Origin of the sequence: Microbacterium sp. MMO-113 (genome assembly GCF_037148555.1) — a bacterium.
Taxonomy (GTDB): domain Bacteria; phylum Actinomycetota; class Actinomycetes; order Actinomycetales; family Microbacteriaceae; genus Microbacterium.
Genome location: NZ_JBBCTD010000005.1, coordinates 1 through 15,097 on the forward strand (window position 1 = coordinate 1; position 15,097 = coordinate 15,097).

Below are 15,097 nucleotides of genomic sequence, written 5' to 3' on the forward strand. Positions count from 1 at the left end.
CCGTGGCCGCCACGCCGCGCCCTCCCCCCCCCCCCCCCCCCCCCCCCCCCCCCAGTCTCCACTTGCGAGGTCGCTAGGCGAACCACACTGGCAATGGCGCGAGGTTCGCTCACCGGATGACGACTGCATGGTGGTCCGAGGCGACAACACGTCCACCTTGCAGAATGTACACCTCAACGAAGTGATTCCCTGCGTAGCTGGTGGATTCGCGATGTTCCACACTCTGAGTGCCGTCAGCTTCGAGGAGTTGCCCCCGGAGCTGCCCAACTCTTTCTGCCTCTTCTCCTGTGTTGCGGACCTTCCAGATGACATCGAACTCTCCACGAACATCAGTCACTACTCGGAAGAGGAGATCCCGGTTCTTCTGGACTCGACCGTCGACGCGGAGCGAGCGCGCCACATGTCCAGAGTCCCGAAGTACGAACGCATCAATCCGCGCGCTATGACCGCCAACATATGAGTAGTGCTCGTGAATGAATTCCTCGTCGGGAGCTCGAAGAACGAGAGCTTTCTCCTGCCCGCTGTGCGCAAGCGACTTCGCCAGTCTTACGTTCTCTTCAGCAACAAAAGTGTCGCCGAAGAGTTTGCGCCAAAGACTGGCGCTCGTGTCTTCGTCGTCTTCGGCAAGCGCTTCTCTCGCCCACTCGGCGTAGCGCTGTACCTGCACGCGGAAGTTTGCGTACTTCTCTTGAGTCCATCGGTGGTTGAAGTAGGTCCCAAGACAACTCGGGTCTTCGAGGACAGGCATCTGCTCGTGCCAGCGCAGCCAAGAGTCCAGGTCTTCAAGAAGGGCGACCAGAGTTGAACCAACTGAGGCGTACCGAGCCTCAGTGTCAAACGCTTGAACTCGTCCGCCGAGAAGTGTTGTGAGAATCACCGACGGACAGTCGAAGGTGTTCTTGTAGTCCCGAATGTACTTCAGAAGGCGGATGACTCGACGGAGGTTTCCGTTCGTGATGTCATCCTTTTCCTTCATCCATGACGTGAACCCAGCGGGGTTGGTGTCCTCGAACTTATTCTCTTTGTAGTTGACGATGACTTGAGTCCCGTCATCGCGCACGAGGTACGGGACCACATCGACATGGCAGTCATTCGCGTAGTCGATCCGAACACAGCGATTCTTCCTCTGGAGCATCGTCTGATAGGTCGTGTTCCGTTTGAAAGCGGCTCGCACCTCTCGCAGGTACTCTTTTGGGTTCTCTGACCACTCGGGAACTTCCTCGATGTGGAGAAGAAAATCGGCGTCGAACTCGTCTAGCGCCCCGACTGGAGTGATGATCGTCTCGTGGGCCCATGATCCCTGCGGGATGTGCTCTTGGTAGAGAGCACCAATCACCGCGTCCTTCTTTAGGGCATCCACGATGGCGCTCACTCGACCGTCGAGCTGATTCAGTTTCCATTGCTTGAGGTTCACCGTGTTCTGAAGAAAGGCGGTGAAGTAGTTCTCGAGTTCCATGCGACCTCCTTGCTTAGTGGACCGTGAGCGCGTTCACGTAGCCTTGTGCGCTCGTTCGTTGATAGATCGCGAGTTCGGGTTGGGCGTCGCGCATGTGGAGTCGCCCCATCTGGATCGCCGCTGGCGCCGGGACAGCTGCGACGACGTGCACGCGAGAGGCTTTCGGGAACTCTTTCTCCACGAGGGCAAGCGCGCGTTGCCAGCCGTCTGAAAACTGGTCGAGTGCGGCCTTGGTGTCGATCACGCTGGGGCCGGGCGTTTCAGTCGCAAGACTGAGCGATACACGGGGCAAGCCGCGAACCTGCGGAGGGATCTCGTCGAGCTTGACGTCCGCGGTTACGTTCACGGTCAAGAGAATCTCGTCCAACGGCTGCGCGTTTGAGTCGTTGTTGGTTATGGACACGTCATACGCCGGCGTGTGCGCTTCGTCAGTGGCCCAGACCCATGCTCGCGCGTCGTCAGATCTCGCACGGCGGAAGAGGACAGTTTCGCTCTTGTCGTCGAGGCGGGAGCCAAGGTGTACGAGCAGAGGGATCGGGGCGAGCGCGAACACCGCCGCCACCTCGACGTCGCTGGCCTCGATCGCGGCCTGGAGCGAATCTACGGCTTGATCGATGCGCTGAATGCCCCTCGTCCACGACCAGTCGGCGTCTTCAGGATCGTCAAGCACGACTTCGTACATACCTGTACGGGTGGCTTCACCGAAGCCCGTTAGGTGGAGCGGGTGGAGCGCTTCGGCAATCTGTCTGGCAGAAGCTGGAGCGAGCGTTCCTCGTATCTTCCCGGTGACTTTGAGGATGGCGGCCGGTCGAAGGGTTGCGAACTCAGTAACTTCTCGAACACGGCGTTCGTGCGTTGTTTTCGCGTCGCGGAGATACTCGGCCGTGAAGAAGCCGACCATTTCAGGATCATCGATTCGTCGATGGCATTCGTGGCAGAGCAGAAGGATGTTCTCTTCGGCCGAGCGCTCTCGAAGTGACAAAGACGACGTTCCTCTCGGAGACTTGGCGCCGTCAGTAGCTCCGACGTTGTGGGCAAGCTCTGCAATGGTGCGGGAGTGGAAGAAGCTTCTAGCGTCGATCAGGTAGGCGGCACAGAGCACGCAACGGCCCGCAGAACGAGCCCATACCCGGTTTTGAACTGACGGCAGTATCGCGATTCGTTGTATCTGTGAGCTAGGCATTTGACAAGACCACCGTCCATCCGAGCAGTCGCACGCTATCCTTCGTATCGGGCGCCCTTTCGCCGATTGCATGGTCCGCAGAGCGCCTGCAGGTTGTCGAACTCATCGGACCCACCCCACGACCAGGGGATGACGTGATCAACTTCCATTTCGTGGAGCTTGCCAACGTGCCCGCAGTGGTTGCATGTGTAGCTATCGCGGCGCATGACGGCCAAGCGAAGATGGAGGTCATGCCGGACCCGCCGCGCTTCTGTCGACATTCATGTCCTCCATCCGGGGCGGCTTCCTCTGCAATACAGGGGCCGTCGGCTTCTCCCGGTTGTCGGCTAGCAGCAGACTGAGGGGTCTCGTGATTGCCCATGCCAGCACCGGCGTGACGCGGTCTGAGTCGTCGAAGACGACGCAGAGTTGCCCGCGCCGTGTGCCGGCGTCCTTGAGTAGGGACTCGCGCGTGCCGACCATAGCTTCGGCCAACTTGTCGAACGTCGCCGCGACATCGAAACCGACTGATTCCGAGAGCTCAACCGAGGTGGTCTTGGCAACGTTGGACTGCGCTTCAGCCTTGCGGACCGCGGTGCGCAGCTCCATGACGGATTGGGTTTTGAATCGTTCGGCGGGATGGATGCCGATTCGGAGTCGGCCGATCACGTCCTCCAGAATTGGATCGGAGTCGTGGCGGTCCCAGCCTCGTACTTCTCGTTCGCCGTTGGCCCATGTGATGTCAGCCGCGCTAATCGCGAGGCCGGGGCCTTCAAGACGGCTGATGTAGGCGACACCATCTGAAACGGCCCCAGCGGGGGTACGGCCGTGGACAACGCGAGCTGCGGTGCCGATTGCGAGTGAGTATGCGCCCATGTCTACTCGCCCCGGAGTCGGCGCAACGGTCGAGGTGAGGCCTAGGGACGCCTTCGGCAGGAGCCTGGCTTCTTCACGATTCCAGAGCGCAAATCCGGGCCGGCGCTCTGCACGCCCGATCGCCCAGCGATTGCGGTAGTACTCGCCGATCCGTTCCGTAGGTAGGTCGAAGGGCTCGATCTCGTTGGTCTCGCCGCGGAGGTAGGCGTCCCACCCGACCGCTGTCGGGGCGAGAAACACTTCGCGCTTGATGTTGTGTTGCAGGTTCTCTGCTGGGATCTCCAACTGCGTGAGTGCTGTGCGGATGATCCGGAAGCGCCAGTTGGGGCCGCTTCCGTACACAGTCGATCCGACTTTCGCGTTGGGGTCGTCGAGCACGACGTCGCGGACGTAGTCGCGCAGTTCCACGAAGAGTTCGTCAGAGAACTGGAAGTGACCGTACCCCTTAGTGAAGCCAACCGAGCGGAACATCAGTGCACCCTCAAAAGTGATGCGGTTGTAGACCGATGACCGGCCGAGTGCTGAGGATGTCGTGATGAGGACGGGGGTGGGATCTTTGATCTGCTTTCGGATGCCGGTTTCTTGCCCGTCGTACTTGTGGAAAAGGAAGTCGCGGGTCTCATTTGAGATCGTCAGTAGTGCGGCGAGTTTCCCTCCCAGTAGCTGCCGGTAGGGCTCAACGGCACCGAGAACGAATGCGTCGTACACGTTGTAGAGCCGGTTGTTTCGCTGCTCGGTATTCCATCCAATGGCGGTGTCCCGGGCGGATTGCGCGATAACGGGGTCCCCCAAGGCAAATATCGCGATGAGCTTGCCGTTCTGCCGGTCCCTCACGAGGAAGCGGGTGCGGCGCCCGTACCCGTTTGAGACCGGCACTGACCACTGCAGAGTGGCGTACTTGAACACGTCCACGTCTTGCGGCGTTCGCACAGGGATAACAACCGGATCGATCCGAGCGGGATCGATTTCGTCACCATTAGCGAAGTTCTGCATGAGGTCGTCTTCGCGACCAAGCAACCACTTTCGAGCTGACTGCAAGCGGGCACCGCGCTGGCTGCCATGCGCCTTTCTGAACTCTTCCTTCGCCATGTTCGGGTCCAGGGTCTCGGCCACCTTGATCCGCCCCTGCACCATCGCCAGTTCGTCAAGCACTCGGTGCTTGAGTTCTTCGGCGTAGGAGGGTGGATAGGCGAGTCGGGGCTGCGCCGGGCGGCTAGCGCCGCCCGGCGTTGCTTCCGTCATCTACTTGGCCTCGTCTTCCGACTCGAAGTCGTCAGCGAACTCGTCGTCGTCAGCGAACTCTTCTTCGACCCAAGCGGCCGGGTCGTCTTCCTCGACATCCTCTCGGGAGGTCGCGTTGTTGAACACGGCCGGGTGAAGGTCGAACGCGGTGGACAACTGCCGTGACCAGGCCCGGCGCTCCGCGCGGTAGAAGATCTTCTGGTCCCCCGTCGCATCGAGTTCATTGGTCGCGAGTACCCAGAGCATCAGTTCGAGTCCGGAGCGCAGTTCTGCCTGGTCCTCGTTCAGCTTGCTGTACAACTCGCGGTACCAAGCGTGGGCCTGGTTGACGCGAAGCACGGTCTGGCTGCCGACCATGAGCGGCGTGTAGAACGGGTCGTCCTCGGCGTCGGTGCTGAACTCCACCTTGTACGGCTTCTCGCGGTGCTTGCGCTCCTGAGCCTTCGCGACCTCCTTCTCGTCGACGCCAGTTTCCTTCGCGAGGCGCTTAACGGTGTCGTCGAAGTTGCGCTGAGCTTCCTCCTGCGACTCCTTGCTCGCCTTGCGGGTGCGCTTGACCTCCTTCTCGACCGCCTTGGCGATGGTGGCCTCGGACGCCCGGGTCCCCTCCCCGTCGTTGGCAGCGGCGTCTCGCTCGGCCTTTCCTTGCTTACGCTGCAGGTCGACCTGAGCAACGAGAGCGCGGTGGGCGCGGATCACTCCGGCTGCGTCGAGCATCCGTTCTACGCGCTCGTCGAAGATGATCGTCTGCTTGTCCGGGGTGACACCGAAGAGTTCGTCGAGTTCCGGCGGGAAGTCGAGAGCAACGCCAACCTGACGTGCATACACACTCCAGGTGAGGATGTCTGGCTTGGCGGTCTCGATGAAGCGACCATTGCGAGTCACGAAGAAGCCGTTGTAGGCCTTTCGGATGCGCTGGCGAACCTTCGGCGGCTTGCCCTTCCCGCCGGTGTGAACGACGGCATCGTGCGCGGCTGCACTCAGGAACGAAAAGCGGACAGTCACGGTGTGCTCGTTGCCGTCCGAATCCTTTGCTGTGAAGCGGATCGGGCTGTGCGACTCGGCGTTGGGGAAGTCGGGGATCTCGTAGTAGCGGTAGCCCGGCGTGGTGAACAGCACGTCGACCGGCTCGACGGCCTCGCCGTCGACGTAGAGCTTGCAGACGTCCAGCCAGCCCGCGTAGGTGATACCCAACTGCTCGCGGAAGCGTCCGGAGGACTGCTGCTTGTTGACCCATGCGAGCCGATCCAGGGTACTCCAGATCACGACCGTGCGGACGGCGTCCACTCCACCACTGACTTTGCCGGAGTTGATGTAGTCGGCGATCCAATCCGGGAGGTTGTCCTGGCTGACCTTAGGCAGTTGAACGACCTCGCCCTTCATTGCGAGGTTGTCCAGATCGACGGTCACCTTGGAGAAGGTCTCGTCGGTCTCGGTGCGGGAGTAGACGCTGAACTTGCGGCCGCGGTTGACGGACGCGCTGGGCAGGCCGAAGCCGAAACGTCCGAAGACGTTCCGCTTGCCCTCGTTCGAGGAACCACCCCACTTGACCGCGTGCGGGAGGAAGGTCGGATCGATGCCGGCGGCGTCGTCGATGAAGGCGATCTCGGTGATCTTCGCGCCCTCGGCGCGGTAGGCGAGGTGAACCTGGGAGGCTCCGGCCTCGATGGCGTTGTCGATGATGTCACCGGCGGCGTGCGCTTCGTCGGCGTAGCGGACAGAGCGCATTGACTGGGCAAGCATCTTCTCGTCCACCAGTCCTGCCGTACCGCCGATCTGGGCGGCCGCCTTCTGGTCTTCGAGGTGACGCTTCTTGACGTACTCGCGCTGGCTCGCCAGATGCTCTGCTGCGGTGTTCAGGGGCTGCTTCATGATGTGTTCCTTTTCTCTGTTGCGCGGCGACGGTTGCGCCGCGTGGGCTGGGCATGGGCCCAGGTCTGTGAAATCTATGCCGCGAGCCAGAGCTGACGGAGTGAGGCACGAGCGCGCTTGATCCGGTCGTGCGTGGTACTGGTGGAGATCCCGGTCTCCGCAGCTGCCTCCGAGACGCTCGCACCGTCGAGCACGGAGCGGAAGGCGGATAGTTCGGCGGCAGGGAGCCGGCTGAGGAGGTCAGTCACGATCGGTCCGGTGAAGTCGACACGGCTGTCCGGGGCGTCGGACTCGTCCGAGAGGTCGCCCTGCTCGTCGTAGACGAGGGGCTGCTGGTTTCGGACGTGCTCCATGACGTTGTCGAGCGGTCGGATGTAGTAGCTGACGTACTGGCTGTACGTGAAGGCGAGCTTCACGAGCGGAGTACCGGTCTTGCGACTTCCTCGGACGGCGTCTTCGAGAATCTTCGAGACGATGTCTTCGCGGTCTTCTCGGGTGAGAAGGCGATTCGACTTGCGCTTCACGATAGAGCGCAGTTTCTCGATGTCAGCGATGGTCAGATCGCCGAAATAATGGTCTTCACCCACGGGGCTCAATCCTTTCGTTGGAAGGAGAGCCTCACGGCGGGTGCCGCGACAGAGGTTCAAGTCTCAGGATGCGTTCGTGACGGCGCTGTTGGCCGGCTCGGACCCAAGGCTCTCTTGGTCTGTAGTTGTAGGTCTGAGGGTAGCAGGGGCCTCCGACTAAGTCGATGAACCTCGCCGAGGCTCGTACTGCCCTCACTGTCTAGAGGTCGCGCATCGCGCCGATCATCCGGGCATGAGGAAAGAAGTCTGGTCGGTACCCTGGGGGCATGGAGTCGGTAGACGAGGAGCAGGTCCGGTTGTTGACCCATGTACGGCTCACCCCCGGGATCGCAGTATCCAAACTCGCACGTCTGCTGCGCGCCACGCCGGCCACGACGCGGCGCCACGTCGAGGCGCTCGAAGCGCGGGGCCTTCTAGAGCGCCGCAACCACCCGGACCACCCGAATGCCAACGAACTGCACGTAACAGCAGCGGGCGTGGCGGCACTCAGCGCCGACAGCTAGAGACTCCTCCGAGCACCGATCGACCTCGATGATGCGGATCGTCGTTGGAGATCGGGCTCCCAGAGACGCTTGTCCACGGTGGGGTGCTTGTCCGTGCGAGGTCTCCCATCCCGACTCCACGAGGCGCCGCGCACTTCATGCACGATCCGCCATCCCGCAGCGCGCAGGCTGGTTCCGGGTTCTGTCGCGAGTGTGTAAGTTCCCATTCGTCGGTAGCCCATCGCGCGACCCGCCCGCCACGCCGCCGAGTAGAGCGACGATGGCGCGTTCGCACAACCGTCAGTTGCGAGCCTGGTGACTTCAAGGGTGAATCCATCGTCACGATGCCGAGAGACGGGACGCCCAACGATGGCGACGCCTCTCACCTCGCCTGCATCATCTACGACGCCGATCGAGAACTTGTGCCCAACTACCTTCTTGTGGTGCCGGTGATGAGTTTCAACAAATGCGTTCGCATCAGCGAGCGAGATCGGAACGACCATCAGTCGCACAGTCGGCTGTTCACTCATCCCCACGCACCTCCAGTGGATCAAGCCCAGGAGCATCGCTGGACCATCACCTCGCAGGTGCACTGCCTCTATCCTCGCTTTGACCTGCGCGTGCCCTGCCTGGCTGCGCAGAAACACCATAATCGGACGACTCCTGCGGGAACTCTGCCGGTGGACCCTGTTCTCAATTGCTCCTCATCCCGCCCTTCCGAACGCCCATTCGAGATGCTCAGCAGTGACCGGGTTCACGGTCTCGCTGCGTTGGATGTAATGCTGCATCGTGATCCGGGGATCGGTGTGGCCGAGGAGTTCGGAGGCAAGGAGCGCGCCTTGCGCGTCGTTGACGACCGTGGCCACGGTGCGGCGGAAGCGGTGCGGGGTGACGTTCTCGATCCCGGCCGCGTCCATCACGTCCCGCAGGAGCCGACGGATGTTGTTCGTCGTGTGCGGCGTCCCGACCCGCGTGCTGAACAGGAGCGCGTCTGGTTCCGTGTCGCCGCTACGCAGAAGACGCGAGCGGATCGCCTGCAGCGCGAACGAGGGCAGCGCGACGCGGCGAACCGAGCGATCCGTCTTCGGATGGTCCTGCCGGTGCGTCGGCTCACCCTTGCGGCTGATGATCGTCGCCGCGATCCGTGCCGTCGGGATCGGGCCTTCCAGGTCGAGATCCTGGAGTCGAATGGCGAGGACTTCGCCGATGCGGGCGGAGGTGCCGAGCATCACCTCGACGATCTGCCCGAGTTGCCGATCCGGCCTTGGTCCCGCCAGCATCCGACGCGACTCCCACGCCTTGATCGCTACCCGGATCTCCTGCACCTCGCCGATTGTGAACGCGTCGGGGATGGTCTTCTTCCGGTGCAGCCGGGCGACGTGGTCCATCGGGTTGCGGGGCAGGATCTCATGGCGGACTGCAAGCGAGAGGGCGAGGCGGAGGACGACGCGGGCGTGCTTGGCGCGGCTGTAGCTGCGCTTGGCGAGTTGCTTGAGGAAGTAGTCGCAGCGGGCGACGCCGATTTCCCGGAGTGTGAGTTCCTTGAAGGCCGGGAGCACGAGGGATCGCATGTCCCGCTCGTACAAGTTCCTGGTGGTCCGTGAGAGTCGGTCTTCGATCTCCATATCGTCGAGCCAGTGGGCGACGAGTTCCGGGAAAGGGCTGTCAGCGCTCATTCCGTTGAATCCCGGCTGGTACAGGGAACGTTCGGCGAGCTTCTGCTTCAGCTTTCGCTCGGCGGCGGAGCGCGAGGACCCGGTGGCCTGGACGAGTCGGCTCTTGCCGTCCCAGTCGCGGTAGCGGGCTCTCGCAATGTGGTTGCCGCTGGTTGCTCTCTGGTCGCGATGACTCCGAAGGTGCCGATCGGGGTGCGAGGCCTACCCACGCGCGCTCTCCGCACCGCCGGGATATGCGGCGGCGCCGGCGGGTTCGCGCATGGCCTCCATCCAGGTGCGGACGTCGCTGACGCCGAACATGATGCGCTTCCCGAACCGGTAGGCGCGGGGGCCTTTCCCGTTGGTGCGCCAGTCGTAGATGGTCGAGACGGGGACGCCGAAGTAGTCGGCGAGTTCGTTGATGTTCAGTAGTGGTTCCAGCCCGTGGGAACTGGGCTGTGAGTCATCGTTCATCCCTCCAGTCTCGAAGCCCTCGGCGTGTGACGCTGTCGTCGGCAGGTACCGGCTTTGCCCGAGATGGATGACGAGCGATGTCGCCAGTCAGAGGGAGCCCGCAGCGCTGCTGATCCCACTCCCCCGTACGGCTCGCAGTTCGCGTTGTTCTCGGAGGCGTGCACGGACGAACAGAACCAGGCTCACGGGTCCGATCCAGAGGAACTTGAGGGCGTTCCAGACGAACAGCAGGATCAGTAAGTGGAGCCAGCCGGGGCCGCCATCGTTGATGATCGTGGTACAGATCGCGGCGGCGTAGAGGTAGGGCACGGCCAGAAGCATCGCGGGGACGCCCCACTTGAGGCCGCGTCTGGTGCGGATGGCGTCGAGCAGCAGGTTGGTGGGTACGTAGCGGAGTACGCCGTAGCCTCGTGCGCTGAGCGCGACCGATGTGCGGAGCATCGCGGGTCTCTCTTTCCTCGTCATAGCGCGACGGTGTTCCGTCGTGGAGGCGGCTATGAACCGAGTGCCCTCGAAGGGGCCGTCCCGCTGGACCCGCGTAGCTGAAGAACCTGCCTCGTCGTCCAGTCTACGACCGTGCTCTGACAGAGGGAACCCGTCGTCGGCGGGCGGGCGTGTACCTCGTCGGTGACCTTGGAGCGAGAGGACACCGATCATGGCGACACTGGCGGAGCAGATGCAGGGTGAGCGGATGGCGCGGGTCGCGTTGTCGATGATCGCCGAGCCCAACGACTCGACCACCGGGCGCGTCCTCGCCCAGGTCGGCGGGATCGAGAGTCTGCGCCTGATCGAATCCGACGATCCGGTGCCGGGCCTTGCCCGCGCGGATGCGCTGATGTGGCGCGAACGGCTCACTGCTCGGGTCACTCCCGACTTGCCCGGCCGGGTGGCCGAGACGCAAGGCGGCGAGTTCGGCACTCTCATCCCGGCGGACAAGGAATGGCCCGCCGGTCTGAATGACCTGGGTGAGCGTGCTCCGTACCTGTTGTGGACGCGCGGGGCGACCTCGTTCTTGGCGGCGGCGCTGAGCGATCGAGTCACGCTCACTGGCTCCCGAGCCTCAACGTCATACGGGGAGCATGTCACCGGCGACCTGGCGACGGGGATGGCCGACGAGGAACGCATCGTTGTCGCCGGCGGCGCCTACGGGATCGAAGGAGCCGCGCACCGCGCCGCCCTTGCGGCCGGCGGGCAGACGGTCGCGGTGCTCGCGGGCGGTCTGGACCGTCCCTATCCGGCCGGGCACAGCGATCTGCTGCGTCGGATCGGGGATGTCGGTTTGCTGGTCAGTGAGTTGCCGCCGGGAGCTGCGCCGAGCAGGCACCGGTTCATCGCGCGGAACCGGCTGATGGCCGCCCTGTCGGGTGCGACCGTGGTCCCCGAGGCGGGGGTGCGGTCCGGGTCGATGACCACCGTGCTCACCGCACGCGAGTTGGGTCGAGGTGTCGGCGCGGTTCCTGGCCCGGTGACCACCGCCGCCAGCACCGGGACGAACGAACTCATCAAGCAGCGCTTCGCATCTCTTGTCACCCAGCCCAGCGACGTGATCGCCCTGCTCGATGCCGACGATCCGCCCAAGCCCGGGGTGACCCGGGCCGAGCTGGCCCAGGAGTTCGGTCACCGCCGCCCAGAGCCGGGTGCGCCGGGACGCTCGCTCTGACCAACGACACTTCAGTTGCTTCCCCTCTCGCCGGGTCGGGTCAGAGGCTCGGGGCGGATCGGGTCACGGCGGTCGGCCGCATCCGCTCCCTCGTCGGGTCGTCGCTCGCGATGGACTGCGCGCGGTTGAGAGCGGCGCGTGCTCGTGCGGCGTCGATCTTCTGGCTGGTGCTCTCCGGCGCCGGACCGATCGGGCTGCGGTCGTCGGTGATCTGGTAGCGGTCGCGGTAGGCCGCGACCGTGCGCGCGGCACGTCTCCACGCCTCCCGCCGCTTCGCTTCCTTGGGTTCGGCACCGAGTTTCGCGGTCCAAGGCTCCTTATCGGTGAGGGCGCTGTGGAGCACGGCGTCGGCGCGGTGCTCGATGAGGTCGCGGCGCTCATCCAGAGCTTGGCGCATGTCGTCTGCCATCGCCCCGCCCACATCGGGGACCAAGCCGACGATCATTCGCGGTGGTTTGCGGGTGCGACCGGAACTGGCCGGTCTTGTGGTGGCGCGCGCGAGGCGGGCGTGGATCACGGAGGCGATGTCGTCGGCGTCTTCCAGACTGCGGGCACCGACGAGCCGCGGAAGCAGAGCATCGAGGTCGTGGTGATTGGCCTCTGCGTGCCGCAGCTCGGCCGACAACGCACCGTAGGCATCGGAATCCAGCACGTCGCCGATCTGCTCCGGCGTAAGACCGGACGCCGCAAGCAGAGCGGCCCAGCGATCGTGCTGTGCGGCTTGCGCGATGGTCTCGTACTCGGCGGCGAGTTGCGTGATCGAGCCCCAGTGCTCCTGCTCGGCGGTGATCGTCTCGTGCGCCGACAGCTCCGCGCCGACGTGCTGGAGCACGCCGTAAAGGACGCTGCGGGCCGTGACGTTGGGGTTGTCGTCGGGGTGCGGTTCGATGTGCTCGTGATCCTCACGGTCGATGGCAACGTAGGCGTTGTTGCCTTCCGCACCGCGCGTCATGGAGACGTAGAAGTTCTCCCGTGTGGTCGTCGGGGTGACAACGACGTGCGAGGTCTGCGTGGTCACGCCCTGCGCCCGGTGTGCTGTGATCGCGTAGCCCAGGTCCAGGTGCTCGGTAACGTAGTCGGCGGGTAGGACGATTCCGCCGCCGAACCTACGCGCGGCGGGGCGAATGCTCACTGCTCCGTCCTCCCGGACGGCGGTGACGATCCACCGTGACGCGTTGCGGACCCATGTCCTGCCGTTGCGCAGCCGCCGGTCGTTGTGGCGGGTGATGACCAGATCACCTTCGGAGGCCGCGGTGCCGTCATGCAGGGCGACCTCACGGGCCGAGTTCACGTGCCCGTCGATGATCCGATCGGCTCGCGCTCGCGCGTTGAGCGTCGTGACCGTCTCCTGAGTCTCGGCTACGAGGATCGATGCGAGGCCGGAGGCAAGATCGCGCTGCCACGCGGTATAGGCGGCGTCGATCATCGTCTCGGCTTCGCCGCCGGTGATCCGGCCGTGCTCGATGAGCGTGTCGATCGCCTCGGCACGGCCGTGACGGAGCTGCAAGGAGGTCGTCTTCTCCCACGCGTGGGTGAAGCGGTGCAGATCGTGAAGCTCCGGCGCGTCATCGCGAGCGTGAACCAGCATCCCGAACGATCCACCGGCGTCGACCGATTGGAGCTGACCCCAGTCTCCGACCAGCAGGGCCTTCGCGCCGGCCTTCTCGACCTCGTGCGTGATCCGGTCCAGCGATGCAGTGCCGGCGAGGGAGGCTTCGTCGATGATGACGAGCTGACCCGCCTCGAACGTGGTTCCATGCACGAGGTGGTTCTGCCACCACTTCGCCGTGTTCTCCGTCGCGATCCCCAGATCATCGGCGAGGACCTGCGCGGCAACCGCCGAGGGCGCCAACCCGACGACGGACCCGGCGCCGTGCTCCTTCTCCCACGCTCGCCGCAACGCCGACATCGCGGTCGTCTTCCCGGCGCCAGCCGGGCCGACCAGTACGTCCACGACCCGCCCCGAAACGGCAATCGCGGCCAGGGCGGCGGCCTGATCCTCCCCGAGCACCCGGCCACGCGCATCAGGTTTGCGGGCGATCCGCTCCACCGTCTCCAACGGCACCGTGGGGCCGATCGTCGTGTCGGCGCGGGCTAGGAGGCGGTCTTCGGCGGCCAGCAGCGCCTCGGATGAGAACAGGGTCGAGTGCCGGGGCCGGAAACGGGTGGTCCCGTCCGGGCGGCGGAACTCGAGCGGGCTGGTCGCCAACTCGGGCGGAGTGAGCCGCAGCGAGGCACGTTCGGCGGCATCCACGACGAGGCCGGTGATCGCTTCGCGGTCTTCGATGCTGGCGAACCGCCAGCCCATCAACTGTCGGGAGGCTTCGGCGTGCAGATTCCAGCGTGTCCAGGTCGAACGCTTCTCACCGACCGTCTCCATCGTGGTCTGTCCGACCTCATGCACGATGTCGAGCGGCACGTCATCGGCACGGAGCACCCGGCGAGGCGTATCGACGCCAGTGATGGCGCGCGCCCATCCGGTCGCGTCCTTCCCGAGCACGCGGGTCGCGCGTTGCCGCCACTCGCCGGTGAGGTCGTCCAGCGACCTGACCTGCTTCTCCGGTCGTGTCGCGAGGGTTGCCTGCGCGCGTAGTTTCAGCACCGTCCGGGCGGAGGGCTGGCGGCCGTGCTTGGCGGCGTACTCGGCGATGAGCCGATCTTTCTCGGCCTCGATGTACCGGGAGCGGGTGGAGAACTCGGACACCAGCTCGTCGGGCACGCCCTCGATTTCCCACGCCGGGTTCCGATCCCGACCGCGCTCCCGCACCTCCCACCCCAGCCCGAGGGTGAGGGTGAGCCGGTCGGCCAAGGCCGCGTTGTAGAACTCGGAGACGGCGACAACCGCGGAGTGCATCGGCCGGCCGGCGAGGGTTCGCCAGCGGCCATCTTGGACGGTAATCACCTTGTTGCTGATGACGACGTGCGTGTGGAGCTGGGGGTCGCCGGAGCGGCTGTCGTAGTGATCGAACGCGGCCGCGGTGACGCCGGCGACATCGACGTGTACAACCGCTCCGTCCGGGCCGGTTGCGCCCACGCGGGTTGCTGCAACCTCTCGTTCGAGGAACGCAACCAGTTCTGCAACCGCCGCGTGATGGGCCTCTGCGATCAGCGATTGCGTGCCGGCGTCCGCGACCGCCCAGATTGCGGAGACCGACTTCGGGACGCTGAACGTGAAGTCGAACCCGGCCACCGCGCGGCGGGTACCACGCTCGGCTTCCTCAGCCTCAATCGTGGCAACCTCCCGCGCCTTCGCCGCCGGCCCAAGCTCGGGATCGAGCGCATCGACGCGCTGCTTGACCCGTTCGGCGATAGAGGCGAACTGTTGATAGGCACGTCCCAGCGGCTCGCCGGTGATCGGATCGTGGCCCATCCCGATCAAGAGCTGTAGCTGCGCCTCCGAGACCTGGGCGCCCTCAACCAGCTCGCCATTCCCGAGACGGCCCAGACCTGCACCCATCCAGAATCCCGGCGGTGTGCCCGCCTCGGCGTAGTAGCGGGTCAGCGGTGTCGAGAGCGAACGGTCGCCATCCCCCGCGGCGACGGATTTCAGCAGGTACTTGTAGCCGTCGCCAGCCGACATCACACGCATCGAAACTGTCACCGTCGCGCCTCCTTCTGGCGGCAGGTAGGC

At 64.4% G+C, this 15,097-nt stretch carries 13 protein-coding genes; 2 read left to right on the forward strand and 11 right to left on the reverse strand.

Going from position 1 to position 15,097, the window contains the following annotated elements:
• Positions 1 to 109: 109 nt before the first annotated feature.
• From WFJ36_RS16340 to WFJ36_RS16365, 6 genes are all read right to left on the reverse strand, one after another.
• Positions 110 to 1,456, reverse strand: coding sequence for an SMODS domain-containing nucleotidyltransferase (locus WFJ36_RS16340; protein ID WP_336643717.1), 1,347 nt, complete (start codon positions 1,454 to 1,456; stop codon positions 110 to 112).
• 13 nt (positions 1,457 to 1,469) lie between these two features.
• Complete coding sequence (locus tag WFJ36_RS16345; protein WP_336643718.1) at positions 1,470 to 2,357, reverse strand: SAVED domain-containing protein; 888 nt, start codon at positions 2,355 to 2,357, stop codon at positions 1,470 to 1,472.
• A 317-nt stretch (positions 2,358 to 2,674) separates the two neighbouring features.
• Positions 2,675 to 2,899 carry an HNH endonuclease gene (locus WFJ36_RS16350; RefSeq protein ID WP_336643719.1) on the reverse strand — a complete coding sequence of 75 codons (225 nt, stop codon included), beginning with the start codon at positions 2,897 to 2,899 and terminating at the stop codon, positions 2,675 to 2,677.
• Positions 2,868 to 4,736 (reverse strand): Druantia anti-phage system protein DruA, encoded by a 1,869-nt coding sequence (locus tag WFJ36_RS16355; RefSeq protein ID WP_336643720.1) that lies wholly within the window; start codon positions 4,734 to 4,736, stop codon positions 2,868 to 2,870. The genes WFJ36_RS16350 and WFJ36_RS16355 overlap by 32 nt, the downstream gene beginning before the upstream one ends.
• The gene (locus WFJ36_RS16360) at positions 4,737 to 6,608 is read right to left on the reverse strand and encodes an ATP-binding protein (protein ID WP_336643721.1); all 1,872 of its coding nucleotides are present in this window, start codon (positions 6,606 to 6,608) and stop codon (positions 4,737 to 4,739) included. It lies immediately after the preceding gene.
• A gap of 74 nt (positions 6,609 to 6,682) precedes the next feature.
• On the reverse strand, positions 6,683 to 7,195 hold the full coding sequence (locus WFJ36_RS16365) for an RNA polymerase sigma factor (RefSeq protein WP_336643722.1): 513 nt from the start codon (positions 7,193 to 7,195) through the stop codon (positions 6,683 to 6,685).
• A gap of 266 nt (positions 7,196 to 7,461) precedes the next feature.
• Between WFJ36_RS16365 and WFJ36_RS16370 the strand changes: the two genes are divergently transcribed.
• Positions 7,462 to 7,698 carry a MarR family winged helix-turn-helix transcriptional regulator gene (locus WFJ36_RS16370; protein ID WP_336643723.1) on the forward strand — a complete coding sequence of 79 codons (237 nt, stop codon included), beginning with the start codon at positions 7,462 to 7,464 and terminating at the stop codon, positions 7,696 to 7,698.
• Here WFJ36_RS16370 and WFJ36_RS16375 read toward each other — a convergent pair.
• From WFJ36_RS16375 to WFJ36_RS16390, 4 genes are all read right to left on the reverse strand, one after another.
• Positions 7,695 to 8,327 (reverse strand): XF1762 family protein, encoded by a 633-nt coding sequence (locus WFJ36_RS16375; RefSeq protein ID WP_336643724.1) that lies wholly within the window; start codon positions 8,325 to 8,327, stop codon positions 7,695 to 7,697. The two genes, WFJ36_RS16370 and WFJ36_RS16375, sit on opposite strands and share 4 nt — an antisense overlap.
• A gap of 54 nt (positions 8,328 to 8,381) precedes the next feature.
• Positions 8,382 to 9,248 carry a tyrosine-type recombinase/integrase gene (locus WFJ36_RS16380; RefSeq protein ID WP_336643725.1) on the reverse strand — a complete coding sequence of 289 codons (867 nt, stop codon included), beginning with the start codon at positions 9,246 to 9,248 and terminating at the stop codon, positions 8,382 to 8,384.
• A 306-nt stretch (positions 9,249 to 9,554) separates the two neighbouring features.
• The gene (locus tag WFJ36_RS16385; RefSeq protein WP_336643726.1) at positions 9,555 to 9,806 is read right to left on the reverse strand and encodes a helix-turn-helix transcriptional regulator; all 252 of its coding nucleotides are present in this window, start codon (positions 9,804 to 9,806) and stop codon (positions 9,555 to 9,557) included.
• Positions 9,807 to 9,893: 87 nt separating this feature from the next.
• Positions 9,894 to 10,247: a sulfate permease gene (locus WFJ36_RS16390; protein WP_336643727.1), complete on the reverse strand. Its 354-nt coding sequence runs from the start codon at positions 10,245 to 10,247 to the stop codon at positions 9,894 to 9,896.
• A 214-nt stretch (positions 10,248 to 10,461) separates the two neighbouring features.
• Between WFJ36_RS16390 and WFJ36_RS16395 the strand changes: the two genes are divergently transcribed.
• Complete coding sequence (locus WFJ36_RS16395; RefSeq protein WP_336643728.1) at positions 10,462 to 11,466, forward strand: DNA-processing protein DprA; 1,005 nt, start codon at positions 10,462 to 10,464, stop codon at positions 11,464 to 11,466.
• A 40-nt stretch (positions 11,467 to 11,506) separates the two neighbouring features.
• Here the strand turns inward: WFJ36_RS16395 and mobF are convergent, their stop codons facing one another.
• Entirely contained in the window at positions 11,507 to 15,055 is a 3,549-nt protein-coding gene (gene mobF / locus WFJ36_RS16400) for a MobF family relaxase (protein WP_442927880.1), read from the reverse strand.
• Positions 15,056 to 15,097 lie beyond the last annotated feature (42 nt).

Excerpts from the sequence above, each read along its gene's own strand:
- WFJ36_RS16340 (WP_336643717.1), bottom strand. The coding sequence starts at position 1,456 with ATGGAACTCGAGAACTACTTCACCGCCTTTCTTCAGAACACGGTGAAC.
- WFJ36_RS16345 (WP_336643718.1), bottom strand. The coding sequence starts at position 2,357 with ATGGTCGGCTTCTTCACGGCCGAGTATCTCCGCGACGCGAAAACAACG.
- WFJ36_RS16350 (WP_336643719.1), bottom strand. The coding sequence starts at position 2,899 with ATGTCGACAGAAGCGCGGCGGGTCCGGCATGACCTCCATCTTCGCTTG.
- WFJ36_RS16355 (WP_336643720.1), bottom strand. The coding sequence starts at position 4,736 with ATGACGGAAGCAACGCCGGGCGGCGCTAGCCGCCCGGCGCAGCCCCGA.
- WFJ36_RS16360 (WP_336643721.1), bottom strand. The coding sequence starts at position 6,608 with ATGAAGCAGCCCCTGAACACCGCAGCAGAGCATCTGGCGAGCCAGCGC.
- WFJ36_RS16370 (WP_336643723.1), top strand. The coding sequence starts at position 7,462 with ATGGAGTCGGTAGACGAGGAGCAGGTCCGGTTGTTGACCCATGTACGG.
- WFJ36_RS16375 (WP_336643724.1), bottom strand. The coding sequence starts at position 8,327 with ATGGTGTTTCTGCGCAGCCAGGCAGGGCACGCGCAGGTCAAAGCGAGG.
- WFJ36_RS16380 (WP_336643725.1), bottom strand. The coding sequence starts at position 9,248 with ATGCGATCCCTCGTGCTCCCGGCCTTCAAGGAACTCACACTCCGGGAA.
- WFJ36_RS16385 (WP_336643726.1), bottom strand. The coding sequence starts at position 9,806 with ATGAACGATGACTCACAGCCCAGTTCCCACGGGCTGGAACCACTACTG.
- WFJ36_RS16390 (WP_336643727.1), bottom strand. The coding sequence starts at position 10,247 with ATGCTCCGCACATCGGTCGCGCTCAGCGCACGAGGCTACGGCGTACTC.
- WFJ36_RS16395 (WP_336643728.1), top strand. The coding sequence starts at position 10,462 with ATGGCGACACTGGCGGAGCAGATGCAGGGTGAGCGGATGGCGCGGGTC.
- mobF (WP_442927880.1), bottom strand. The coding sequence starts at position 15,055 with ATGCGTGTGATGTCGGCTGGCGACGGCTACAAGTACCTGCTGAAATCC.